General features: G+C 45.1%; 16 protein-coding genes and 1 tRNA gene. 11 read left to right on the top strand and 6 right to left on the bottom strand.

Annotated features, from left to right (window positions below; genetic code table 11):
- Positions 1-133 precede the first annotated feature (133 nt).
- From QUB33_RS14345 to QUB33_RS14335, 3 genes are all read right to left on the bottom strand, one after another.
- Positions 134-316 carry a hypothetical protein gene (locus QUB33_RS14345; RefSeq protein ID WP_333351294.1) on the bottom strand — a complete coding sequence of 61 codons (183 nt, stop codon included), beginning with the start codon at positions 314-316 and terminating at the stop codon, positions 134-136.
- 264 nt (positions 317-580) lie between these two features.
- Positions 581-1444, bottom strand: coding sequence for an Npun_R2479 family HD domain-containing metalloprotein (locus QUB33_RS14340; protein ID WP_333351293.1), 864 nt, complete (start codon positions 1442-1444; stop codon positions 581-583).
- 330 nt (positions 1445-1774) lie between these two features.
- Positions 1775-1984 (bottom strand): Mo-dependent nitrogenase C-terminal domain-containing protein, encoded by a 210-nt coding sequence (locus QUB33_RS14335; protein WP_333351301.1) that lies wholly within the window; start codon positions 1982-1984, stop codon positions 1775-1777.
- Between the two features lie 456 nt (positions 1985-2440).
- Between QUB33_RS14335 and QUB33_RS14330 the strand changes: the two genes are divergently transcribed.
- Entirely contained in the window at positions 2441-3256 is an 816-nt protein-coding gene (locus QUB33_RS14330; RefSeq protein WP_190738902.1) for a cobyrinic acid a,c-diamide synthase, read from the top strand.
- Between the two features lie 156 nt (positions 3257-3412).
- Here QUB33_RS14330 and QUB33_RS14325 read toward each other — a convergent pair whose 3' ends face one another.
- On the bottom strand, positions 3413-4456 hold the full coding sequence (locus QUB33_RS14325) for an AI-2E family transporter (protein WP_333351292.1): 1044 nt from the start codon (positions 4454-4456) through the stop codon (positions 3413-3415).
- Positions 4457-4581: 125 nt separating this feature from the next.
- Here QUB33_RS14325 and QUB33_RS14320 point away from each other — a divergent pair, with 125 nt between their 5' ends.
- The 8 genes from QUB33_RS14320 (at position 4582) to QUB33_RS14285 (ending at position 15640) form a co-directional block, all read left to right on the top strand.
- Positions 4582-4866 carry a hypothetical protein gene (locus QUB33_RS14320; protein ID WP_333351291.1) on the top strand — a complete coding sequence of 95 codons (285 nt, stop codon included), beginning with the start codon at positions 4582-4584 and terminating at the stop codon, positions 4864-4866.
- Positions 4867-4875: 9 nt separating this feature from the next.
- A complete protein-coding gene (gene gshA / locus QUB33_RS14315) occupies positions 4876-6027 on the top strand; it encodes a glutamate--cysteine ligase (RefSeq protein ID WP_333351290.1) in 1152 nt (383 codons plus the stop codon).
- Between the two features lie 240 nt (positions 6028-6267).
- Positions 6268-6729, top strand: a complete 462-nt coding sequence (locus tag QUB33_RS14310; RefSeq protein WP_333351289.1) for a tRNA (cytidine(34)-2'-O)-methyltransferase — start codon at positions 6268-6270, stop codon at positions 6727-6729.
- A 582-nt stretch (positions 6730-7311) separates the two neighbouring features.
- Entirely contained in the window at positions 7312-9786 is a 2475-nt protein-coding gene (locus QUB33_RS14305) for a peptidoglycan DD-metalloendopeptidase family protein (RefSeq protein WP_333351288.1), read from the top strand.
- Between the two features lie 138 nt (positions 9787-9924).
- A tRNA-Met gene (locus tag QUB33_RS14300) sits at positions 9925-9997 on the top strand.
- A gap of 127 nt (positions 9998-10124) precedes the next feature.
- A complete protein-coding gene (locus QUB33_RS14295) occupies positions 10125-10724 on the top strand; it encodes a peroxiredoxin (RefSeq protein ID WP_190663488.1) in 600 nt (199 codons plus the stop codon).
- Between the two features lie 112 nt (positions 10725-10836).
- Positions 10837-11376 carry a redoxin domain-containing protein gene (locus QUB33_RS14290; protein WP_333351287.1) on the top strand — a complete coding sequence of 180 codons (540 nt, stop codon included), beginning with the start codon at positions 10837-10839 and terminating at the stop codon, positions 11374-11376.
- 214 nt (positions 11377-11590) lie between these two features.
- Complete coding sequence (locus QUB33_RS14285) at positions 11591-15640, top strand: hypothetical protein (protein WP_333351286.1); 4050 nt, start codon at positions 11591-11593, stop codon at positions 15638-15640.
- Positions 15641-15747: 107 nt separating this feature from the next.
- Here the strand turns inward: QUB33_RS14285 and QUB33_RS14280 are convergent, their stop codons facing one another.
- Positions 15748-18216, bottom strand: coding sequence for an ATP-dependent Clp protease ATP-binding subunit (locus QUB33_RS14280; protein WP_333351285.1), 2469 nt, complete (start codon positions 18214-18216; stop codon positions 15748-15750).
- Between the two features lie 443 nt (positions 18217-18659).
- Here QUB33_RS14280 and QUB33_RS14275 point away from each other — a divergent pair, with 443 nt between their 5' ends.
- Positions 18660-24008, top strand: coding sequence for an AAA family ATPase (locus tag QUB33_RS14275; protein ID WP_333351284.1), 5349 nt, complete (start codon positions 18660-18662; stop codon positions 24006-24008).
- A gap of 4 nt (positions 24009-24012) precedes the next feature.
- On the opposite strand, the gene QUB33_RS14270 is transcribed toward QUB33_RS14275, so the two are convergent.
- The gene (locus QUB33_RS14270; protein WP_333351283.1) at positions 24013-24579 is read right to left on the bottom strand and encodes a hypothetical protein; all 567 of its coding nucleotides are present in this window, start codon (positions 24577-24579) and stop codon (positions 24013-24015) included.
- 122 nt (positions 24580-24701) lie between these two features.
- On the opposite strand from QUB33_RS14270, the gene QUB33_RS14265 reads away from it, so the two are divergent.
- On the top strand, positions 24702-25715 hold the full coding sequence (locus QUB33_RS14265) for a hypothetical protein (protein ID WP_333351282.1): 1014 nt from the start codon (positions 24702-24704) through the stop codon (positions 25713-25715).
- Positions 25716-25810 lie beyond the last annotated feature (95 nt).

Here is a 25810-nt window from a genome sequence, read left to right as displayed (position 1 = left end):
ATCATACGGAATTTACTCATTTAATGAAATCTTCCTTTAGACGGAGGGCAGACTCATCCTTGAGCCTCAATGGGATGAGACTTAATATTTAACGTCATTCTCAATCAAAGAGGCAGAGCCTCAAAAGCCTGGGCTACCAGGCTAAGTCTGGTAATGAGAAAAGGTGTACTAATTGTGCGATCGTCCTTTTTTCCTTCCTTTCATCCTCCCGTAAATTTTGGATATCTTCAACCCTCAAACCAGTTTTTTGAGTAATGCTTTTATTGTCAAGTAGATTGAGAAGTTGCCTAGAAATTTCCCGAGCATTTTCTCTCATTCCTTGCTGCATTACTTGCTACAATTCCTGTTGTAATCCTTGTGCAAGTCGTTTATCCTCACATCTTTCACTATTCTGGCTCGCACAGGCTTTCGAGCCGGTTTGACAAAGAGTTGATTTTCTTGTGGGTGAGCAGAAGATCTCGTCCTGAAAGGATTATTGAGAATGGTGCAACATCTCAGCTATCCTGACTATGCAGCAGTATTTAACTAGAGCGATCTACTTATTCCAAAAAAGAGCGATCGCCCGGCATCTACCCAAACCCTAGCTAACTACAGCCACCGCAGACTCTGGCACCTGAGAATGCTCCACCCGAAAAACATTTGCACTTAAATTAGCAACTACTTGTTTCCCCTGCTGTGTCAGTTCCAAATAGCCGATCGCATCCTTCACATACCGATAAACCACATTCCAATAAAACTTCGGATAACCATCCCGCAACTCCCCCGGATTTTGATATCCCAAAATCCGATTCTGCCCAGTTTCTTCAAATTCGTAAAACAGCGCAGCAATCTTTTGCAAATATCGCGGATCGCTCAACTGACCAATTAAATCAGCAGCGCGAACTAAACCCGGATAATTTACCGTATCTTGATAATCTTCATCGGCCGGAACCGGGAAACGAGTCAGCTCAATATTACGCTTAACCAGCTCAGCATCAATCAGTTTATGACCGCCAAAACGCTCGTCAATAAACATTTTTCCGCGATCGACATGATAATTCATCAAACTAGCATCCGTCGCCCCCGGAGGCAGCATTAATTTCAGGTCGCCTATTCCCGTCGCATACAGTCTCAAATCTGTTCTATCTTGCCGGCAAACACCTTTAACATACCCGATATCGTGACATAGCAAAGCAATGTGGAAGTGCAGCCAATCTTCGCAGGAAACACCCCCTTCGCGGATGTGCTTCCCACCCAGAATTGCTTGTCCCACCAAGGTTACTAAAATAGTGTGTTCGACATTGTGGTAAAGAGCATCGCTATTAGCAATATTTTCTAAAGCCATATTCGCCACCCAAGCAATAATCTCTCCATAGTCAGATTTAAAGCCGCCATAAGTGTGGCGGTAGCCTTCAATCAGGCGATTGACAAAAGCCTTAATCAGCAGTTCAGTTGCGTTAAACATATTCACTTCCCTGAGTCCACGTAAATTATTAAATTATTTTTATAGTTATTGTTTTTGCTGGTACCGTTTGATGTTATTTTTGGCTTAAGCGCCACAATGGATACCCGCTCCTATCGAGAGGCATCCATCGATATTATCAACAATTATGGCTTAAATTATGGCTCTCGCAACTACCAGAGCCACAGACCCCATAAATAATTGATATTAAGGGGCGATCGAGGTATGACACCCCTCAATCAGGAGTACCGTGTTACATCTTCCGCGCATACCTCAGTCGATTTTAGATTTTAGATTTACTCCACAGATACATCTGGCGGCGGGAACTAGGATCTAAAATTTTGGGTGGCTTACCACTCTTGTCGGAAACTTGTCTCTGTTTTGGCTGACCCCGCCCAAAAACGAGAGCAAGCGAAAGCGTAAATCCATTAATTCCTGATACACAGGATTAAGCTTGCACATAGGCGGTATGTAGAAAAGATGGTCTCCCCATAACGGAATATCTCTCTCACAAGAATTGCGGGCGAGTATAAGTTGGCACACCACAGAGTTGTTGATGGCTCTCCCACTGCAATGCTATCAAGCCACTGTCGCACTGGTTGCACGAGGCGGGCGATCGCGAAAAGTTAAGTCTTGGCACTGATTTTTCGGAAAAATACTTGTAGTCAAGTTCACGATCGATCTCAGTAATTGTTACTAACAAAAACTTATGAATCACCCGACTTAATCATCAACGACACCCGCTGTTGATCCAGTGACGTGAATAAGTTTTATCCGTGACACTCGCCGCCCCCAAATGTGATGCGAAGAGCTAGAATTTGTGATTTAAAATCCGCAAAAGTGTGAGACAGATCACGCCCGCTCTTCCCTACAGAATGTATATTTAGATAGATGGCAATAAAATAAGACACAATAACTTGCAACCCTCCGTCGCAGCTTCCCCCTCCCATAATCTGCGCTCTACTGCTCTTTATACTTACTAATATAAGGTTTCAGGCAATGATTAAACAAAAACATAAATATGCCGACCTTGCTCAACTCCCCCACACAGATACCGTGTTCCAAAAACTCCCTGTAGAAGTTAAAGATTGGGCCCAAAGCTTGCCTTGGAACCAGCGGCGCTATGTCTTGTCCCTCTGCTACATATTGTGTGCATCTACTCCCGACTTGCAAGCAGAATTCTTAGATGATTATACAGCCGACGGTTTAGTCTCAAAAATGTTTGAAGATGTAGATACTCTACACCGAGTCAAAGAGTATTTAATCAGATTTCGAGTCAAAAAACAATTAAACCAATCCGATTTAAGAAGCTACATCAAACAATTTTATATCCACTCAGCTCAACAATCGCGGCGAGAAACTGACCAATATTTAGAATCTGCACTCCGCTTCGTCTTGAATACAGAAGAACGCAATAATGTTTTTAACTACATTTTGGGCTTTGAATTTATTAAAATTGTGTTTCAAATGAGCTGGTTGCAACACGAAAGATTAGCAAGACTGCAAAAAAATCAGTCCCAGTTTATTGAAACCTATATCAAGCCGATTCAACACGCCCACAGAATTAATGGCATAATTCTACCCAAAGATGAGAGAATTTTTTTTGCCAGACGCACTTATTACGTTCAACTGCCTAACATTTCCTACAGAAAGCTCATTGAGTTAGTCATGGCAACATTTACTACAGAAATGGTGACTAATTGCGGATTTTCTATCAGCCGCCACTCTCAAGCTCTGCGCTTTGACTGCGATTACATTTACGATCCAGAACCAGAAGAAGAAAGATTTCCTACCGACTTGCAATTTATTCATTAATTTTAGGCAGTAAGGTGTACCATCCATTGCTTTTTTCTCTTTACTTTTAGTGTCGCTTGAGGCACAGGAGAGTTTTTGAAGCATTGGACTTCTAGTGGGCCTGTTAAAACCGAAATTTTCAGCCGGATTTGATATAAAATAGGAGAGCTGTATCAATTAACCTTCCGCTTGCATTTCTTCAATGTCAAACCAGCTAACTATCACTCCCGCTAGGGGAATAGCCAGAAATATACCTAGAAGTCCTGCGGCTCTCGCCCCCACTAACAGTGCAAAAAATACCACTACCGGGTTGAGGTTAAGCGAATTTTGCATCAGTCTCGGATGAATAAAGTTGTCTTGAATTTGCTGCAAAACAATGCAAGCTGCCAATACTTTTAAAGATAGCCACACATTTTGAGACAATACAATAAAACAAACTAAGCTAATGCCCAGTGTCGCTCCGATCCCTGGAACTAAATCAAACAATCCAATAATAAAGGCTAAAATCAAGGGAAATTTCACATCTAACAGCAGAAAAATCAAAAAACTTGCTGTTGTCAAAAATAACATTAACAAAATTTGGGCCTGAAAAAATCCTAAAAAGTTTCGCTCTATTGTTAAACTTAAACGCCTGTGCAGGTGTCGGGGTATAAATTTGAGAACCAACACCCACAGCCTCTCTCCATCAAGTAACATGAAAGAAGCCACGACCATAATTAATATTAAATTTAATAAATTGGTTAAAAATACTTGTAAAAAAGCAATACTCGATACAACTCCCGCCAAAGCTTGATTTCGCAGTTGTTCCTCAATAACTCGCAGGTTAACTTGCAGGTTTCTCGCCCGCAGGAATGCTTCGATGCGCTCGGACAGAGGCGCCAGAGCATTCAGAAATTCCGTCATGCTGTCAATTAATTGCTGTCCTTGAGATAAAAGAGTGACGCCTACAGTGACGGTGAGACCGCCAAAAACTAAAATGGTGAGCAAGACAACGAAGGCGACAGCTAAACTTCGCGGTAAAAATCTCTGGAGAGTTCGCACCGGATAGTTGAGTAAAAAAGCCACGAGTGCAGCAATAGTGAAAACCGCGACTGCTGTTTCAAAGTAAGCTAAAAGTTGCAGTCCAGCCCAACCAGAAGCAAATAAAAGCAAAAACCGGACTAAGGCTAAATTGCTTAGCATATTCCAAAAATTGGGAGGGGTTCTTTCTTGCTCTTTCACAGGGATTTTTAGGGGTTAATATTATAGCTCAAAAATATTGCAGAGCCCTCTTTTAGAATCGCACCCAAGATATATCTGCGGCTATCCCCCTCAAGGCAGAAAACAGATGTCGAACTGAGGTAGGAGTGGGTTCTATTCACCATAAGTTCGATCGTCACGAATACCCAATGAAACACGCTCGCGATCGAACAAACAGCCTTTGTGAGTCTAAAACCGCCTCGGAAACTCTTTGCGATGGCAGTATGTGTCGTGGCAGCCCGATCGCAACTAAAACACAAACGCTCAAACTTGCCGGCGCCGAAAAACCTGGTTTCAGTGCCAGTCGCGAAAAATTTCAACTCTGCCTCGTGGAAGATAGTACGAACAGGCCAATTTTTGGGATACTTGAAACTAGCACTCAACTTAGCTGAGGAACAAACGTGCTGCTATCAAAAGGCTTTGAAGTAGAAATGTATACCGGTACTCCCGAAGGTGAGGTTGTCGGTCTCTCCGATCGCATAGTTGCCGATCTAGAGGGATTTGTCCGGGAGCCTGATAGCCGTAATGTGGAGTACACGACCGCCCCGCTGTGCAGCTACGATCGCCTGTTGTGCGCGTTAGTCAAGCCGCGAGTCCGGTTGCGCGAGTATTTAAAACAATTAGGCGACTATACCTTGCTGCCGGGAAGTACCCTGTCTCTCGGAGGTAGCGATCAATTTTACCGATCCGATCCCAACAACCCCTACCACACCTACATCGAGCAAACCTACGGCACCAAAGTCGTCACCGCCAGCATTCACATCAACATCGGCATCTCCCAACCAGAAATGCTGATGCGTGCCATCCGCCTCGCCCGCGTCGAAGCACCGCTATACCTGGCGTTGAGCGCCTCTTCCCCCTTCCTCGACGGCGAAGTCACGGGCTATCATTCCACTCGGTGGGGTTTGTTTCCCAAAACTCCCGCCATCGTCCCCCTGTTTGAAAGTCACAAGCATTACATTCAGTGGACTGAAGAACAGCTAGAACTCGGCACCATGCAAAACGTCCGCCATTTGTGGTCTGCCGTGCGGCCCAATGGCGATCGCCGCCCCTACTGTCTCAACCGCCTCGAACTGAGAATTTGCGACCTCGAAGTCAATCCTCTGGCTTTGTTAGCCATTACTGCCTTGCTAGAAGCTCGCATCTGGCAGATGATGGAAGACCCCAGCTTAGACCCCTTAGAACTCAGCACCTTGCCGGCGGCCACCCGTAACGAAGACTTAGTTGCGCTCACAGACGCCAACGAAATTGCTGCATCCCGGCAAAGTTTGGATGCCGAACTCACGCATTGGCAAGACGGCAGAACTATTCTGGCACGAGATTGGATTGAGGAAATTTACCGCGAAGTGTGGCCTATAGCCAAAAAACGCGGTTTTAGCTGCTTTCTCTCGCCGCTCAAAAAGATTCTCCGGGAAGGCAACACGGCGCAGCAGTGGTTGAAGCTACACGAGGGCGGTTCGGACACCCGCAGTATAATTCTCCAAGGAATTCAGGGGATGTCTCACCAAGAATGGGAGCTCGAAGACAACTTGTGCGCCCAGTTAGCTGCCTGAAGTACCCGCCGTTATTATAAGGGGGGCTTTCACTAGCCCCCTGGCTATGCGTACTCAGCCAATAATACAAATAGCCCGAACCTCCCTGAAAAAAGTTGCAGAGCGACGCCCAAAAACAAATCAGAATATTTAATCAATGGAGCTCGACAAAGGTTATAAATAAAAGCTATAAGGTAGATCTACCTTTTGGTGGTTGGAGAAATTTCCCAATAGCTGTATTTTACCCTTTTAATTAGCTTCATGCCCCAACTTGTCTTGATTCACCCGCAAATCCCCCCGAATACTGGCAATATCGCCCGCACTTGCGCTGCCACAGGCACCGAACTGCATTTAGTCGGCCCGCTGGGGTTTGAAATTAGCGATCGCTACCTGAAACGGGCCGGCTTAGATTACTGGCCCTACGTCAATCTCCACTGCCACGAAGACTTAGCGGCTTTTCAGGCCTGTCGGCAGCAGCGCGGGGGACGATCGATCGGGTTCAGCACTGGCGGGCGATACAGTTACGTGCAATTCCAATTTCAGCCCAGCGACTGGCTGATGTTTGGCTCGGAAACTGTAGGCATTCCCCAATTCGTCTTGGATGCCTGCGACGCCACAGTTTTTATTCCTATGAGCCAGCCTGGAGTCAGGAGTTTGAACCTCTCCGTCAGCGCCGCTGTGGGTTTATTTGAGGCTAAACGACAGTTGGGCGAGCTGGGATAAATCATTATCAACACATAAATATATAGATATTTAATAGCTGCCGGAGGTGGCAAAATCTGCATTTTAATATAAGAAATTTGTATCAAAGGAGTGAAAATCTAGATAGCCGACATTAATATATTTTATTCATTCAAAAACAGATTGTTATCAGCAACACCAAATTACTCCCAAGATGATTCAGCAACAAAAACAGAGCATTTTAGCGATTTAGGGCGTCAGCGAGCACTAGCTTGGGTCTGAACACTATATCTAGTAAATATACGGTTGTAGGCTGTCCGGAAATTAGCATAAAGTCAGATAATAGGTAAGAGTTCAGAGCCTTACCGGAACGAAGATTTTATGTATTCGTTCCAGCTATTGCGGTGTAAGGCTTGTGGGGTTAATTGCAGCAGGTTTGACCGAGAATTTTAAAATTTCTGACGGTTTGAGCTTGTCTAAATTTAAAAAGCAAGGTAATCTGGCCTAAGCATGATAGCTGTCAACAATCAGAATATTTTTGCTTGTTGATTTAAACTCAGCGTCATGCGATCCCCTTGAGTGTTTCCAAGGACAGTTAGCGCTTCTCAGTAGGAGGTCGTTTTTTTGAAACGAACATATCCCCAAATTAAGCCTGTTCAGGCTAGTGAAATCGACAGAGACGGTTCTGCGGAACCATCCAAACAGACAACGCTCAGCACAGGCAGAGTTCGCTCTCTCGCCACGATCGGGCTGGCAATATCGGTAGGTGCTTCTGGCATCCTGCTACCGAGAAATGGAGACAGCGCTCGCGCGTCTGAACTCACACCGACATCAGAATCCACCGCTGAAGTACAGCCAGTATCGGCCAACGGGCCCGCTACGCCGGCACAAGTTGACGGTTCCAGGGCCGAACAGCCCGGATCACCTTCTGAACCCACGGCGGTTAAGGTGCAGGAGGGGCAAAGCCTTTGGGAGCTATCTCGGGATTATGAAGTTGAACCGTTGGCACTAGCAACTGCCAACGACATCAAACCCGATACTCTACTCCAAGTTGGCCAAGAGCTCAGAATTCCGACTGCGACGGAAACCACACCACAACAGAACGCCGGCTATAGCACATCGGCTTCGCTAGATCGCGCAGCGACGGTCAATCCCGAACAAGAGTTAAATCTGACTGGCTCCGAGCCATTGGATAGTGCAGCCATGACAGCGCTGCCATCAACCGCAGCGACGCCGCTGGTCACGACGGTACCGGAACAAAGTTCGATCGACATCCCCAATGCAGACGGGGCGATCGACAGTTTGAAAAAACAGGAAAACCGCACCACAGAATCGGGTCGAACTATGTTCGGGTCGGAGGGGGGAGCAAATTTATCTACACCTGCGGCATTTTTGCCCGAGTCAGCACCGACGCTGACCTCCCCGGGATATGCAACTGGGACAACTATTCCTGACCTCGATGCCACACCTGTAATTCCCAATTCCGGGGGAGGTCAAGCAGCATCGCCCGATCGAGCATTCGAGTCAATTGAACAGTCTTTGGCAACACCCAGTTTGCCCTCGGCTGTGGTAGTCCCCCCTGCAGGAAGTACCGCCGCGCCGGCTGATGTTCTCTACAGCGTGCGTCCGGGAGATACCCTAGATGCGATCGCCAAAGGTCACGGCGTATCGCCCAAAGATCTGATTTCCGTCAACAAGCTCGGCAACCCCAACTTGCTGAATGTCAATCAACGGCTCAAAATTCCCCAAGTTGGGTTTAAAAATCCCGGGGTGGAGGCGACAGCCTCTTATTCTGTCTCCAACTCTACATCTGTCTGGTCGGCGACTTCGGTTCCCGCATCTTTGAACCCCAGCTCGTCTACCTCGGAAATAGCCGGTGCTGGCGTTGCAGCACCCGCGCCCACAGTGCCTGTTGTCTCTCCCCTGGAGAACCTGGAAGGTCTGAACAATATTTCAGCGCCGATGGTTCCTCAAATTAACAGCATTCCGCTCACTCAAGTTTCCCAAACGATTCACGATCCAGGGAAGCTGGCTCTTCAAGGCGAACCAACATTTACAGGTGCAGTTGACACCAGTTCCCTGCCTGGGCCAGCCAGTGCAACTGCTACCGCCATAGCTACGGGAGAATACCCGCAGCCGATCAGCTTCGTGGCAAATACTAGCGCCCCGGCTTCAAATGCCGATCCAACTAGCGCTTTACCAGAGTCGAATTCGGAGGCTCTCCCTACCGCAGAAGCTCTCAACCCTTATTCCGAACGCTTGAGGGCAGAAGTTGTCAGGCTGCGAGAGGAATATCGCGCCTCGCGCAATTCGATCGGCGCCAATGCGGTCTCCCTGGCTCCAACTGACGGGCCCTCGGTCAACCCGTCTGAGGAGATGCCAAGTGTCAATCCATATCTCTACACCCCCGACTATACTGAGGCGGTGCAGAATGAAATCAGCAGACCGCCATCGAGAGCGTGGTCTGAGCAGGTTCAGAAGCAGCAGCAAGAGCGTTTAGATCCCTCTCGCGCAGCCGAAATGCAACCGATAAACCTGACGCCGACCTCTGCTCAGCAGCAGCCTGTGGTAGCAACTGCTCCTTTGGGATCTGAGGGTTACGACCCCCTAAACAACCCGTCTTTGGGACGCATGGTTTCTCCGGAATTGCCTCCGCTTTCCAACCCTGATACTTATCTGCCTAACGGCAAACAACAGTCGGCTAGCGGGTTTATTTGGCCATCTAAGGGCGTTCTTACTTCTGGCTACGGTTGGCGGTGGGGACGGATGCACAAAGGAATTGATATTGCAGGGCCGATCGGCACGCCAATTGTGGCAGCATCAGACGGGGTGGTTACCTATGCTCAGTGGAACGACGGCGGTTACGGGTATCTGGTGGAAATTACCCATCCTGACGGCACTGAGACTGTCTATGCCCACAACAGCAGAATTTTGGTGCAAAAGGGTCAGAGAGTCGCTCAAGGGGAACAGATTTCAGAAATGGGCAGCACTGGCTTCAGTACCGGGCCGCACTTGCACTTTGAAATTCATCCCGCCGGACAGGGTGCTATCAACCCAATGGCTTTACTGCCCGACGATGCGTCCAGCGCTTCTCGGTAACGACTGGTCGGAAGTTATGGGTTTTGAATGATTACCAAAACTCATAACTTTTACTAGAAGTTATTAGAAATAATGTTGTTTGAAAAGAAGACATAGCTAGCCCTACCGTGCTACGATGGTAAATCGTGAAGTAGATTTGGCTCAGTGGCGCAGTGGTTAGCGCAGGGGACTCATAAGCCCAAGGTCGCAGGTTCAAATCCCGCCTGAGCCATTATTTAATAAAAAAAACTGCGCTCTCAAATTTGAGAGCGTATTTTTTTTTATTGAGCCAGAAGATACTTGTAGTCGTTATGAGTATGATATATTTGTAACAGTTCGTAAAAAAGGAAACAAAATCTATGACCAGTGAATGCCTCCGGGTTGGTCAAGCTGCACCCGATTTCGCAGCAACAGCCGTAGTGGATCAGGAATTCAAGACAGTTAAACTGTCAGACTATAAAGGCAAAAAGTATGTAGTCCTGTTCTTCTACCCCTTGGACTTCACCTTTGTGTGCCCGACTGAGATTACAGCATTTAGCGATCGCTTCGAGGACTTCAAGAAAATCGATACCGAAATCCTCGGCGTATCCGTTGACAGCGAATTCTCTCACCTCGCTTGGATACAAACAGACCGCAAATCAGGCGGTGTCGGCGACCTCAACTATCCCTTAGTTGCTGACCTCAAAAAAACAATTAGTTCAGACTACAACGTCCTCGACCCAGAAGCAGGCGTTGCCCTCAGAGGTCTGTTCATCATCGACAAAGAAGGCATCATCCAACACTCTACTATTAACAATCTTGCCTTCGGCCGCAACGTGGATGAAACTCTCCGTACTCTGCAAGCTATCCAACACGTCCAGTCTCACCCCGATGAAGTTTGTCCCGCCGGCTGGCAGCCCGGTGACAAGACTATGACTCCCGATCCTGTCAAGTCTAAGGTATTCTTTGCTGCCGTTTAAGCACATTATATTTGTAGGGACACGGCGCTGCCGTTTCCCTACGCCCAGAGGGATTTATTTAAGCGGATTTTTAATTAGCAATTAGCAATTAGCAATTACCCAATTAGGAAATATGCTGACTTCTACTAATTTTAGCGGCTTGTTAAATGAGCGGTTTTTCCAAAATTTGTTACCTGTGCCGGCGAGTAATGTTCTGAAGCTGGGACAGATGACGCCTGATTTTGAATTGCCGGATATTAATAATGGCAAATTGGTGCGACTGTCGAATTATCGGGGCGATAAGCCGGTAATTCTGGCTTTTACGCGGATTTTTACTGAAAATCAATATTGCCCTTTCTGTTTTCCTCACATTAAAGCTTTGAATGAAAACTGGGAAAAATTTGCCGATCGCAATATAGAATTACTGATGGTTGCCAGTACCGACGATCGCCAAAGCCAAATTGTGGTTAGAGATTTAGGCTTGAAAATGCCTCTGCTTTCCGATCCAGGCTGTCAAGTTTTTCGGGCTTATCAAGTCGGTCAGGCTTTAGGTGCTCCTTTGCCTGCTCAGTTTGTTTTGGGTGCAGATGGAAAACTCCTCTTCAAACATTTGTTTTCTTTCATAGACCACAATGCTAGTGTGGACACTTTGTTGAAATATGTCGATCGGTAAGGAAACCGGTGCTGTGTCCTAATTTGGAGTTTTTCACCGCTGATGTACGCTGGTTTAGGCCCATCAGCGGGATTTTTTCACCGATTGACACTGGCTGCGACAGATCTTTAGTTATAAATACTTATTGTGCCAATTGCGATGGCGGAATGTTGCCATGTTCGCTCGACATTAATCTAGGCTATAGCTTGAAGGTACTTAGTACAAGTTTAAGCCAATGTCGTCTCCCAAAGATCGATCGAGCAAAATTGAATTGAGCGTCTTAGCATCGCATCCTGAGTTGTTGACCGGTTTAGATGCGTGGCTGCGGCTAGGTTTACTTTCGCCCGCTGAGGTTGAGGAATTGTGCCGACAGTATTTAGTCTGCCCACTCACCGATCCCGCTGTAGACATTTCTGAAATTGAGGACCCGCGAGATCCTATTGCCGAGCCAAAAGTACCTGCCTTATCAACGCAAAAAGCAGTACCTAGCAGCAGGGAAAGCGTTGCTACGCCCACAGAAACTACTCAAACCCCTAATTTTATCGGTCAAATTTTGCAGTCGCTAATGGCCGAAATTAGCGTGGTGTGGCTGTTGTTTTTAGGAGTGTTCATGGTAGTTGTCTCCTCTGGAGTCTTAGCTGCCAGTCAGTGGGAAAGATTTCCTGCCGCCGGACAATATGGAGTTTTGTTAGCTTATACTTTAACTTTTTGGGCGATTAGCAGTTGGGCAAACAGACAGAATAATTTGCACTTGACTGCTCAAACTTTGCAAGAAGTGACACTGTTGCTAGTGCCGATCAATTTTTGGGCGATGGATACTTTTGGATTGTGGCGGTATCCTTGGGATTGGGCGGTAGCAATCGCAGCGGCACTTATTTTGACTTGGATAACAGCCGGAATTATAAAAGATCAATATCAAAGCTTTTCAGGAAAAAACATCACTCGCTCGATCGCGTTAAATCACTTGGGATTGAGTTATTTGCACTGGGGGTGGGCATTGGTCGGCTTTTCCCTGGCTGCGGTTTATTTAGGTACAGTGGGAACTGCTGCTGCTAGAGTTTATCAAGTTCAGCAACAACGATTGCAATCTATCAAACGCGGAGAAAATACTGAAACATTCGCCGCTGCTTTCAGTTTGAGCCGAGATTTTCTGACTTACAAAAAAGCGGCTTTAGTAGCTTATTCGTTAGGAATTTTACTGGGTCGGGCGATATTTGTCAAGGATGTAAATATCGCTGAAATGGGTTTAGCTTTGGCAATTTGTGGCGTGCTTTTAGCATGGCTAGATTGGCAGCTACCCCGGCAATCTGGAACTATTAAAAACAATATATTCCGTCAGCCAAATCCCAGCAACTTTTTTAACTGGCAATTAGCGGGAGGGGGTTTGTTGGGTTTGGGATGGCTGGTTTGTTTTCGCCAAATTCCGCTACAGGCGATCGCAGTTAGCGGATTGGCTGTTTGGTTTTTTTACAACCGTTTAGTGCAGTTTTGGCAAGAGTTTGATTTGCTAATGCTTGAGGCGGTGGGACTTCAGAGTATTTGGCTGTTTTGGCGACTGTTTCCTTTAGGGATTAAAACACAATTTGTTGCATTTTTAACTCAGCTTACAAACTCTCAGCAAACTCCTTGGGCTTTTTGGAGTGTTCTGCTGTTGCCTTATTTAATTTTAATAGTAAGTGCCGCCGAGTGGCTCTACCGCAAGCGAAAGTTTAAACTTGCCCGTTTTGGCGAAAACCTTGCTCTCGGTTTGGGGAGTGTTTTAACTGTTATTAGTTTTGTTAATCCGTTTTGGCGATCGCTCAATTTATTGGTATCTACTTTAACTTTAGGTTGGATCGCTTGGAAATACGTAATTGGCGAGAATTCCCGCCGAGTTTCGATCCCGGCTTCTGCTGTTGAACACGAAGGAAATCCGGCAATTTTGGTTCTCCTAACTCACATTATGGGTTTAGGCGCGATCGGTTCGGCAATTGACCTATTTTTCCCGAACCAGACACCCAATATTTGGACGGCAATTTTATTAATTTTTATGGCTGCTGAATGGGGATTTTTTGTCTGGATGAAAGACGCAAATGCCCGAGAAAGTTCTGCGTTTTTCCGCTGGCATCCTGCATGGTTCCAAAGTTCATGGTATCTAGGCTTAGCAATAGCAGGATTCAGCTTTATCTTGTTGCAAAAATATTTAAGTGCGGGTACTGCCACTCATCGCCCTCAGTGGAGTTTGCTCTGGCTGGCGACTCCTTTGGCTTTGACTGCTGTTGCTAAATATAGTGAGGTTCCTCACAAACAAGTTGCAAGTACATTTAGTGCGATCGCTTTAATACTCGCACAAGTTCTAATTTTTCTTTTTCCGGGCTATCGGTTAATTGGTTTGGGCTGGGCAGCCGTATTAATGTTGGTTAATACTTACTATTTAGTAGAGTTACCAGCGGCTGCAATTGGAGTGGGATTTGGCTTTAGTTTCGTAGCTGCAGTGATTTATGAATTAGGTTTTGTGTCGGGTTGGAATTGGGCAATTGCTGGGGCGATCGCTGTTTTGTGTATGTGGTTGCTCCGCACCATGATTGTTCGTTTTTCCAGGGATTTACCTGAGCCTTCTCAATTAGCTGAAATTTACGAGCGAGCTTTAGATGGGTGGGCAATCTTACTTGCAGGCTTACTGTTAACAACTATTACTTTTTATTCCTATGAACTCTACGCAGACAGTACCTTGAGTTTTCCACCATCTGCTGAAGCTTTTGCTGCGATTTTGGTGATCATGGCTGCGATTATTTTCCGAAATTTACGCCAACTTTCCCCTCTGACAATTTATGCTGTCGCTTGGAGTTTGGAGTTGTTGACAGCGGTGGGTTTGAGTTTTGTCGATCGCACTACGATTAATTTAGCAGTTGCTAATATCGCTCTCGGGTTGTCTACGCAATTATTGGGTGATGTGTGGCGGCGCCGCCACCGCGATCCAACAATTTTACCTAGCATTCATTTTATACCTTTGGTTTATGGGGTATTGGGTTTAACTTTCCGATCGCACACTTTGACGAATTGGACTGGTTTAACGGTGTTGGGGGCGTCTTTAATTGCGATCGGCATTGGTAGGCGGGAGCCCGAATTCAAACCTTTGGTTTATTTAGGATTAATTGGCGTGTCCGTTGCGGCTTACGAATCGCTACTATATCAACTTTTTCAAACACCAGGAGGAGCTTTTGGCGATGGCTTAATTGTCCTGGCCACTCTCGGCACAACTTTAACCTATATCTATCGCATTTTATCTCCTTGGCTGAGTAATTATTTACATTTAACCAATGCTGAACTAAAAATCTTTGCTCACCTGCACTGGGTTTTGAGCAGTTTGCTCCTGATTTGGGCTTCTGCCTATGATATTAAATCTGGCTTAAATTTAGGATTATTCACTGGTGCTTTATTAGTTCAATATGCTTTCTTGCAAGGGCGAAATAATATCGATCGCCAATGGGCAGAAATTTGGATTTACTTGGGCTGGCTCGAAGCCTTTGGCATCCGGCTTTATTGGATCAATACACCTTTAGTTAAGTATATTTCCGGGCCGCTGGGGCCGTGGAAAGTTGCCTTCGCTTCTCTATTAGCCTATTTCATTTACATTTTGCCTTGGGACAACTGGGGTTGGTCAAAAAAACCTTGGCAGGTAATTGCTTCGCTGATTCCCATAGTTACTATTTTGGAAAGTCCGGCTAAGTTTTATCCGATTAGCTTGCTGATAGCTGCTACCTTCTATTTTTTCCTGGCTTGGGAAAAGGAGGAAGTCCGTTTTACCTATGTGAGTGTGGCGATAATTGACTGGATAATGCTGCGGTGGTTCTGGCAAATAGGATTGACTCAGCCAGAGTTTTATGTTACTCCTTTAGGACTTTCTTTACTTTACATTACTCAGTTCGATCGCACTCTCAAATTACCAGCAGAAAAACCGCTGCGCCACACTCTGCGAATGCTCGCAACTGCGCTGATTTGCGGGATACCTCTTTTGACTCAGGAAAGCCACGGTTTAGTTGCGGGAGCTTTTAGTTTGGTGGCTATTGCAGCGGGTTTGGCGCTGCGAGTTCGGGCATTTTTGTTTGTGGGAACGGCTATATTTTTAATCAATGTTTTCTATCAGTTGGTGGTTCTGATATTCGATTATCCGCTGATTAAATGGGCGATTGGTTTGGCTTTTGGGATTGTATTTATCTGGATTGCTGCTACTTTTGAAACTCGGCGCGATCGCATTTCTGCTTTTGTGCAGCATTGGGTTGGGCAATTGCAATCCTGGGATTAGATTCATCGATAAGTTGCTTTTTTTTACTGCTATTTTTAAATTAAAAACCCGGTTTCTCAGAGAAACCGGGGTTTTAATCAACAGTATTTAGCCGTCTGTAGAGTGCATTAATGGCTTAATGCGAATTCTGGCAATTTCGGCTCCGATGAACCATCGGGCACTACCTTAACCTGACCGTTTTCATCCACATCAACGATCGCCTTTTGGCCTTCTTTCAGCTTCCCAGACAGCATTTCCTCAGCCAGTACATCTTCCAACAACCGCATGATGGCGCGGCGCAAAGGTCGAGCACCGTAGCTGGGATTGTAGCCTTCTGTAACTAACAAGTCCTTGAACCGGTCCGTCACCGACAAAGTAATACCCTGTTCGGTTAAGCGACTGAAGACTTGCTGCAACATAATGTCCGCAATCTGCTTCACTTCTTCCCTGTTCAACTGGCGGAAGACGATAATCTCATCCAAGCGGTTGATAAATTCGGGACGGAAAAACTGTTTCATTTCTTCGTTTACTAAGTTGCGAACGCGGTTGTACTGCGCGTCTGCGGCACTTTCAGTAAACTCGAAACCAAGACCGCCACCGCCTTTTTCAATCACTCGCGAACCGATGTTTGATGTCATCACAAGCAGCGTATTCTTAAAGTCTACTGTCCGACCTTTCGCATCGGTCAAGCGGCCGTCTTCCAAGATTTGTAGCATCATGTTGAAGACATCCGGGTGAGCTTTTTCGATTTCGTCGAACAAGATGACCGTGTAAGGACGGCGCCGGACTGCTTCTGTTAGTTGGCCGCCTTCATCGTAACCAACGTAACCCGGAGGCGAACCGATGAGTTTAGAAACCGTGTGGCGTTCCATGAATTCGGACATATCTAACCGAATCATTGCTTCTTCCGAACCGAAGAAATAAGTTGCCAAGGCTTTTGTAAGTTCCGTTTTGCCGACGCCTGTGGGGCCGGAAAAGATGAAACTGGCGATCGGGCGATTCGGATTTTTCAAGCCTACCCGCGCGCGGCGGATAGCCCGAGAAACTGCGGTGACAGCCTCTTCTTGACCGATCAAGCGCTGGTGCAGCGTGTCTTCCATGTGCAGCAGCAATTCAGATTCGGATTCCGTCAGCTTGCTGACTGGTACTCCCGTCCAATTAGCCACGATGTGCGCGATGTCTTCTTCGGTGACGATGGGAGAGGTTTTGACTTGGCTTTTGTTGATCGTAGCTTCGGCGATTTCGGCTTCAATTTCTAATTCGCGATCGCGCAATTTTCCAGCTTTGTCGAAGTCTTGCTCGCGCACTGCTGCATCTTTTTCTTTTGTTACTGCAGGCAGTTGCTTTTTGAGTTCTTTAACTTCGGGCGGGGTTTGTGAATTCATCACGCGGACGCGGGAACCTGCTTCGTCAATTAAGTCGATCGCCTTGTCTGGCAAAAACCGATCGTTAATGTACCTGTCTGACAGTGTGGCCGCTGCTTCTAAAGCTGCGTCGGAAATTGTCAGTCTGTGATGCTGTTCGTAAGCCGATCGCAACCCGTACAATATTTCTATTGTTTCAGCCACGCTCGGTTCACCGACTTTTATCGGTTGGAAGCGGCGTTCTAAAGCAGCGTCGCGCTCGATGTGCTTGCGATATTCGTCCAAGGTAGTGGCGCCGACACACTGCAATTCGCCTCTAGCAAGGGCGGGTTTGAGCATATTGGATGCGTCCATGCTGCCTTGAATTGCGCCTGCACCGACTAAGGTGTGAATTTCATCAATTACCAGAATGATGTTGCCGGCAGCGCGAATTTCGGCCATGATTTTCGTCAGGCGTTCCTCAAATTCGCCGCGGAACTTTGTACCAGCAATCAGCGAACCCATATCGAGGCTGATTACTTGTTTGTCTTCTAAAATTTCCGGGACGTTTCTATTAACAATCCGCTGGGCTAGGCCTTCGGCGAGGGCTGTTTTGCCTACTCCCGGTTCGCCTACTAACACAGGATTGTTCTTCGTGCGGCGGCCGAGCACTTGGATCACGCGCTCGATTTCATTTTCGCGGCCCACTACGGGGTCGAGTTTGCCGGCTGCGGCTAACTTGGTCAAGTTTGTGCCAAATTCTTCTAAAGTCGGGATTTTGCGATCGCCGCTATCTCCCCTACCTCCGGGTACTGCCGCGACTTCTCCCACGGCACGAATTACCTGCGTGCGGACTCTCTGGCGATCGATTCCCAAGTTTTGCAGCACCTTCGCCGCCACCCCTTCATCGTCCTGAATCAGCCCCAGCAGGATGTGCTCGGTGCCGATGTAATTGTGGCCTAACTGCCGCGCTTCATTCAGCGCCGTCTCAAAAATGCGCTTGACGCGGGGCGTAAAAGGAATTTCAGGCGGGAGGAACCCGGAACCTCTACCGATGATATTTTCGATTTCATTGCGCGCCTCTTTCAAGTTGAGGCCCATATCCAGTAATACTTTTGCAGCGATGCCAGTGCCTTCGCCGACGAGCCCCAGAAGAATTTGCTCGGTGCCTACAAAATTGTGACCGAGGCGTCGCGCTTCCTCTTGGGCTAGCATGATTGCTTTAATGGCTTGTTCTGTAAAGCGTTCAAACATATTTTTTCTATCCTACTGTCTTGGCGAGGGCTGTATCGCTGCTGGTGAGGAGCGATTTGGAACACTACACAAATTATAGATGTAAATTTTTGTGTATTTCCTTCTATAACAATGTATCTTGCTAAAGGGGTAGGGACAGTGGGGAGAGCCGAATAGTAGGGGTGTGGTTGCCGTCCGCTGTTGATCGGATATTAATTCAGAATAATAGTAGCAAAATGGCTTTATTGCCTGAATACTATCCTTTTATGTATAAATTATATTCTTGTACGAGTAAATAAAGCTTGATTTTTCTTTGCCTAAGTACAGGGTTGAATTAAGCATATAACAGTTGCCCTGTCAAGACTTGTGACGATTGAGAGTGGTCGTGCCGTCAGCCAACAGCGAACAGTCAACAGCGAACAGCGACTAGAATCAGATATATTTTCAACTCTGAGCAGAACCCCATGCAATTTCTCTCGCAATACGAAATCCATTCCACTCTCCATGAAGGTATCGAAACGATTATTTATCGAGGGAAAATCCCCACCCACCAGGATACAACCGTACTCAAAATCCTGAAAGCTGAATATCCTACCCTCGATGCAATTACCAGGATCAAGCACGAGTATCGCATTCGCCAACATTTAGACCATCCGGGCCTAGTTAAAGTCATTAGCTTAGAAACCTTTGATAACCGTCTCGGCTTGCTTTTAGAAGACTTTAATGGCGAATCTCTCGATCGCCTCATGTCCAGAAAAAAGCTCGAAGTCATCACCTGTTTGAGGTTTGGCATCCAACTCATAAAAACCTTAGAATATCTACACGTTCAAAAAATTATTCACAAAGATATTAAGCCGAGCAATATCATCCTCAACAGCCAAACAGGAATTATTAAACTGACTGATTTCGGGATTGCTTCACGATTGTCCAAAGAAACTCCCCAAATTAATAATCTTAACTCGATAGTCGGTACTTTTGCTTATATGTCTCCCGAACAAACGGGGAGAATGAACCGCACCCTAGACTACCGCACCGACTTTTATTCTGTGGGGATTACCTTATATGAAATGCTGACAGGTCAATTGCCATTTATGAGTAACGACCCGTTAGAGATAGTTTACAGTCACATAGCTTGTCAAGCAATTTTTCCCCATCACATTAATTCAGACATTCCACCAGCAATTTCACAAATTGTGATGAAATTGATGGCAAAAAATGCCGAACAGAGATACCAAAGCGCAGGCGGATTGTTGGCAGATTTAGAAATTTGTTTAAATCAGTTAGAAACTACTGGCAATATAGTAGATTTTACCCCCGGAAACTTAGATATATTGAGTCAGTTGTTGATTCCTCAAAAATTGTACGGTCGGGAAACACAAGTCAGCGAACTATTGGCAGCATTTGAACGTGTAGCTAATCCTTGCGAGGAAAATTCTTCCCCTTCACAAATTGAACTTATCCTAGTATCGGGTTATGCAGGTATAGGCAAATCGGCCGTAGTTAGCGAAATTCAAAAACCCATCACCAGACAGCGCGGTTATTTTATTTCAGGTAAATTTGACCAATTCAAACGCAATATACCTTACGCATCTTTAATTCAAGCTTTTCAATCTTTGATCCAGCAGTTACTTGCCGAAAATAACAAAAAATTACAAGATTGGCAACATCAACTTTTAGCCGCACTAGGCGATGCCGGACAAGTAATTATTGACGTAATTCCCGAACTAGAATTGGTGATTGGCAAACAGCCTGCCGTTGCGGAACTTGCCCCCACAGAAGCACAAAACCGCTTTAACAGACTATTCAAAGAATTTATCCACGTATTCGCGCAAAAAGAGCATCCATTAGTTATATTTATCGATGACTTGCAGTGGTCAGATTCAGCGACATTGAAATTAATGGAATTGCTAGCGACTGACCCAGATAGCAAATATTTACTATTTATTGGAGCCTATCGAGACAATGAAGTTAGCTCTACACATCCTTTAATGCAAACAGTAGAGTATCTTCAAGGAACGGGAATTATTATCAACAATTTAGTGCTGAAACCTCTTTCTTTAGCCCAGGTTACTGAGTTAATTTCTGAAACATTGAATGACTCCGACAGCATTCAACCTTTAGCGGAGTTAATTTGCAATAAGACTGGTGGGAATCCTTTTTTCTTGACGCAATTGCTCAACACTCTTTATCAAGAAAAACTTTTGAGATTTGACTTTTCCCGGCTCCTGTCTCCCGGAAGGAGAGGGGAGTGGCAGTGGAACATTGAGGAGATTCACGCTATTGGCATCACAGATAAGAGTGTAGTTGAACTGGTAGCCAGTCGGATTCAACAATTGCCAGAGACTACACAACAAGTTTTGAAATTGGCGGCTTGTGTAGGGGACAAATTCACTTTAGATGTTCTCTCTACTGTCAACGCAAAATCTCCATCAGTCACTGCGACTGAACTCTGGGAGGCTTTGCAAGCGGGGTTAATACTTCCCTTGAATGAGAGTTACCTCATTCCTTTATTTTTAGATGGAGAAGCAGGAGCTAATTTAACGTTCAATTCTTCGCAAATCAGCTATAAATTTTTGCACGATCGCGTCCAGCAAGCTGCATATTCGCTGATTCCTGATGATGAAAAGAAAGCCACTCATCTTAGCATCGGTAAATTGCTGTTTGAAAATACGCCCGCCGATAAAGTAGAAGAGAAAATTTTTGATATTATCAACCAGTTGAATGTAGGAATGGATTGTCTGATACTGCAATCAGAAAAAGATGAATTAGCCGGATTAAATTTAATTGCTGGACATAAGGCAAAAGCAGCTAATGCTTACGAACCCGCTGTTAAGTATTTGAATGCGGGAATGTCGTTATTAGCACCTGATAGCTGGGATCGCAACTATAGCATGACGCTGCGCTTGTATGTAGAGACGCTGGAAGCGGAATATTTAAACACCAACTTTGAGCAAGCAGAAGTTTTGGCAGAAGTGGTTTTGCGATCGGCTAAAAACCAGCTTGACATAGTGAAAGTGTATCAGCTCAAGATCCTTTTTTATCAGGCTCAAAGCCAGATGCTAAAAGCTGTTGAAACAGGTCTAGAAGTGCTTGAAATGCTGGGAGTAAACCTATTAGATAGCCCAACCATTGCAGTGCCAAAATTGCCGCGAATTGAGGAATTAGAAAACCTGCCAGTTATGACAGATCCTTATCAACTGGCAACTATGGAAATCCTGACAGCCCTCTATCCTCCTGCTTATATTGCCAAACCTGAAATTGTGTCCTCCCTCGTCTTGACTATGGTCAATCTTTGTATCGATCGCGGTCATTCAGCATTAGCTACTTTTCCCTATACTCTTTATGGAATGATTCTGTGCGGCATCGAAGGCGACATCGAAGCTGGCTACTACGCTGGATTAATCGCTTTAAAACTGCTCGAGCAATTTAATGCTAGCCAACAGAAAGCTAAGGTTTATGTAATGTTTAATGCTCATATAAGAATCTGGAAAGAGTCTACTAAAGATACACTTAATTCATTTATAGAAGGGATGAAATTTGGTGTAGAAAATGGTGATTTAGAATGGGCGGTTTATAATTTTATGCACTATATTACTAATTTATTGTTAGTGGGAGAACAGTTAGAATATGTCGAAGAAAAACAAAGCGTTTGTATGGAGTTTTTGCAAAAAAATAAACACGAATTTGCCATCGGTTATGCTCAAATTTGGCAAGTAACTGCTTCAAGCTTAAAAAGCAAAACAGCAGAGCAAGTACGGTTAGTTAGCGGCAGGTTGGATGAACCTGCTGTGATGTCGCGTTGGCAGAAAGAAAATAATCGAATGTCGCTGTTTGGAGCTTATGTTGCTAAATTGATGCTGCTTTATTTATTTAAAGATTATGCTGCGGCTGTTGCCCGCGGTAAATTAGCGGCAGAATATGCAGATGGCGCGATCGGCTTAATCACTGTTGGGGTACACAATTTCTACTATTCGCTGGCTCTCCTCGCTCATTATCCTGACAGTGACAATCAAGAAGCAGACCTAGCTATTGTTAACTATAATCAGCAAATTATGAAAAAGTGGGCCTACCATGCACCCATGAATTATCAGCACAAGTACGAGTTAGTTGAAGCTGAGAAAGCTCGAGTTTTTAGCGAGAAACTTGCAGCCATGGATTATTATGACTTAGCTATTAAAGGAGCGACTGCTAACGGTTACATCCAAGAAGAAGCATTAGCTTATGAATTAGCTGGAGAGTTTTATCAATCTTTGGATAAAGAGATAATTGCTCGATCTTATCTGACAAAAGCTTATTATGCCTACATCCGCTGGGGAGCTATAGCAAAAGTTAAATACTTAGAATCCCGTTATCCTTATTTAGTCGATCGCAATCAAGGAGCAATATCTAAGAATGTCGATCTCATGACTGCTACCACTACTGTTGACAATAGCTTGATGCTGGATTTACCAACTGTTGTCAAAGCATCTCAAGCTGTTTCGAGCGAAATTATCCTCAGCCGTTTGCTAGAGAAACTCGTACAGCTTGTAAAGGAAAACGCAGGCGCTCAAAAAGTATTATTTCTGGCCAAGACAGGTAATCAATTATTCATAGAAGCTGGACTTACAGGTCAGTTTAATGATGTAACCCTGTTACAATCTCTCCCGATTGCCGAATCCGAGAACCTCCCCCTTTCATTAATTAACTATGTAGAAAGAACAAAAAAACACTTGGTTTTAGATGATGCTACCCGAGCCGAGCAATTCCAATTTGATCCTTATATTGTGGCCAATCAACCCCTATCTATCCTGGTATTGCCAATTATCCATCAAGGCCACCTTACGGGAATTTTTTATTTAGAAAATAATTTAACCAAAGGTGCTTTTACTAGCGACAGGGTAGAAATTTTGGGAATCCTGTGTGCACAAGCAGCTATTTCTCTAGAAAATGCTCGTTTTTATACTATTCTGGAAACGCGAGTAGCCCAAAGAACTGAGAATTTACATACTGCACTGGAAGAACTTCGCCACACTCAAGTGCAGCTAATTCAAAGTGAAAAAATGTCCAGTTTAGGTCAAGTGGTCGGGGGAATTGCTCACGAAATTAATAACCCGATTAACTTTATTTATGGAAATTTATATTACACCAATGAATACGCTGAAAACTTACTAAATCTCCTACGTTTATACCAAAATAATTACCCAAATCCCGTACCAGAAATAGTAAATGAAATAGAGCAATTAGATTTAGATTTTTTAATGAATGATTTCACTAAAATGATAGATTCAATGAGAGTGGGCGCTGCGAGAGTTCGCGATATTGTGCTGTCGCTGCGAAACTTTTCTCGGTTAGATGAATCTGATAGAAAATGGGTTAATATTCACGAAGGTATCGATAGCACGTTGATGATTTTGGATCACAAATTAATTAATATTCAAGTGCTCAAAGAGTACGGCAATTTGCCTTTAGTGAACTGCTATCCGGGAGAAGTTAATCAGGTATTTATGAATGTCCTGACCAATGCGATTGATGCTTTTTGTCGCGAAAGAGGGAGTGAAGTTGACTGGGAACAGACTCCGACAATTCAGATTTGCACTGAAGTCGCGGAAGGAAATCAAGTAGCGATTCGCATTGTTGATAATGGTGTGGGGATGAATTCGGAGGTGCTGGGTAAAATATTCGATCCGTTTTTTACTACTAAACCGATAGGTAAGGGGACTGGTTTGGGATTGTCTATCAGTTATCAAATTGTGGTAGAACAGCATGGAGGAAAGTTAATTTGCAAGTCGGAACATGGAGAGGGCAGCGAGTTTACTATACTGCTGCCGTATTGATGAATTAAAGCCATCGTGAAAGCAACTGTTTAATTACTTCCACAAAGCCGATCGCAATTTGAATCAACGGCCAACCCACAAAACAAATTAACACCGCCCAGCGAGTTTGAATATCCAAACCTTGGCGAACCGCCACAATTACAGCTAGCAAACTCCAGACAGCTAATATCCGCTCTATTCCTTCTCCCAGCAAGGGAATTAAGGTTAAAAAATTCAGAACTTGGGGGGCATAGGCAAATCCGATTGGAACCAGCAACTCCCTATAAGTTACGTGACCCGGCTTCAGCCACTCCCCGATTTTAAATATGGTGAAAGTCCAAAAATAATAACCCCCTGCGACTGCCAAACCATCTATCCAAAGTGTTAAAAATAACACTGATAGCTCAGTTCGGTTGATTAACAAGATGACAGCACTGCCCAGCACGCGGGACAGCGCTGCTAAAATTACAATTGTTAAAGCTATCCGCTTAGTTCTGCCAGTGTAGGGAGTTTTTTCGTAAAAATTGCCGTTCAAAGAAAGAGCGTTCCAAAGCGTTCCCCCCAAACCTGCAATTGAATCTTCTCCCTTCACGTTGAACTCCTGCTACTCAAGATAGTTGACAACTTTTACAAAATAAGCTCTAATACAGCAGAATCACCGAACTAATTCTAGGTAATTACGTAATTAATTGGCATTCTACCAGATTTTATTAAATGCTAAGATTGATTTTACGGATACTTGCATGGCTGCGCGGGGGAAGTTTAAATTTGCTGATCGTCGCCGGTGTAATCCTGGTAATTTGGGGCATTCTTTCGCCGGTGGGGACTGTTATATGGTGGCTGAATCAAAATGCCGAAACTTTTGGTATCAAGAAAAATCTGCCGGAGATCTTGCCCTCTAAGAAGGGAAATCTAGAACCGCGCAAGTCTTCACCACTTAATTGTTATATCATCTTTTTACCGGGAGTTGGGGATTTTTCGGGGGACGAATTAACCCCTGGTGAAGAGTTTTTTCTCAAGCGTTTAGTTAAAAGTCACCCGCAGTGCGTAGCAGTGGGCGATGTTTTTCCTTATTCAGCGTCTAACAAAAGTTTAGGAGGAGAGCGGTGGCTAGCTCCTTTTTGGCGGTTTGCAGAACAGGCAAAAAGCGGGCCGATTGCGGGGGATATATTCATCAAAATTCGCAATCTCTGGAGGTTTGCAATTTCTCTAGATTATCGCTACGGCTTTGCATACAATCAGGGAATGGCTAATGCAATTATCGAGCGCATGAATGCTCAATCTCCCATTTCAGTTAATTCTCAACAACCTTTGAAAGTTATTTTAATTGGCACTAGCGGCGGCGCACAAGTTGCTTTGGGTGCTACTCGCTATCTTAAAGAATGGCTGAAGGCAGAAATTACGGTTGTTTCGGTTGGGGGCGTGTTTTCGGGACAAAATGGTTTTGCAGAGGCCGATCGCATTTTCCACTTTCGCGGCACTCGCGATTCAATTGAGGATATTGGCGGCATAGTTTTTCCGAGTCGCTGGTACTGGTACGCGACTTCTCCTTTCAATCAAGCTCGTTTGCAAGGCCGCTATGCAGAAGCTGTGAGCGGCCCTCACAAGCACGACGGCGATGATGGATATTTTGGGGAAAATTTGGCGGCGGATGGTAAAAAGTATGTAGATATAACCCTGGACAAGATTAATCAATTGCCTGTTTGGTCTAAGGGCGCGTCCGATTGATGGGTTCTTGCATATTCGATGCCGGTACAATTATAATTAAGGTAGCAGAAAAATTTTTAGTTTTAATTTATTCATAAATAGAGGAGTGGCATTTA

The sequence above is a fragment of the Microcoleus sp. B3-A4 genome, from assembly GCF_036705385.1.
In the GTDB taxonomy this organism is placed as follows: Bacteria; Cyanobacteriota; Cyanobacteriia; order Cyanobacteriales; family Microcoleaceae; genus Microcoleus.
This window is presented reverse-complemented; position numbering and strand designations above follow the sequence as displayed.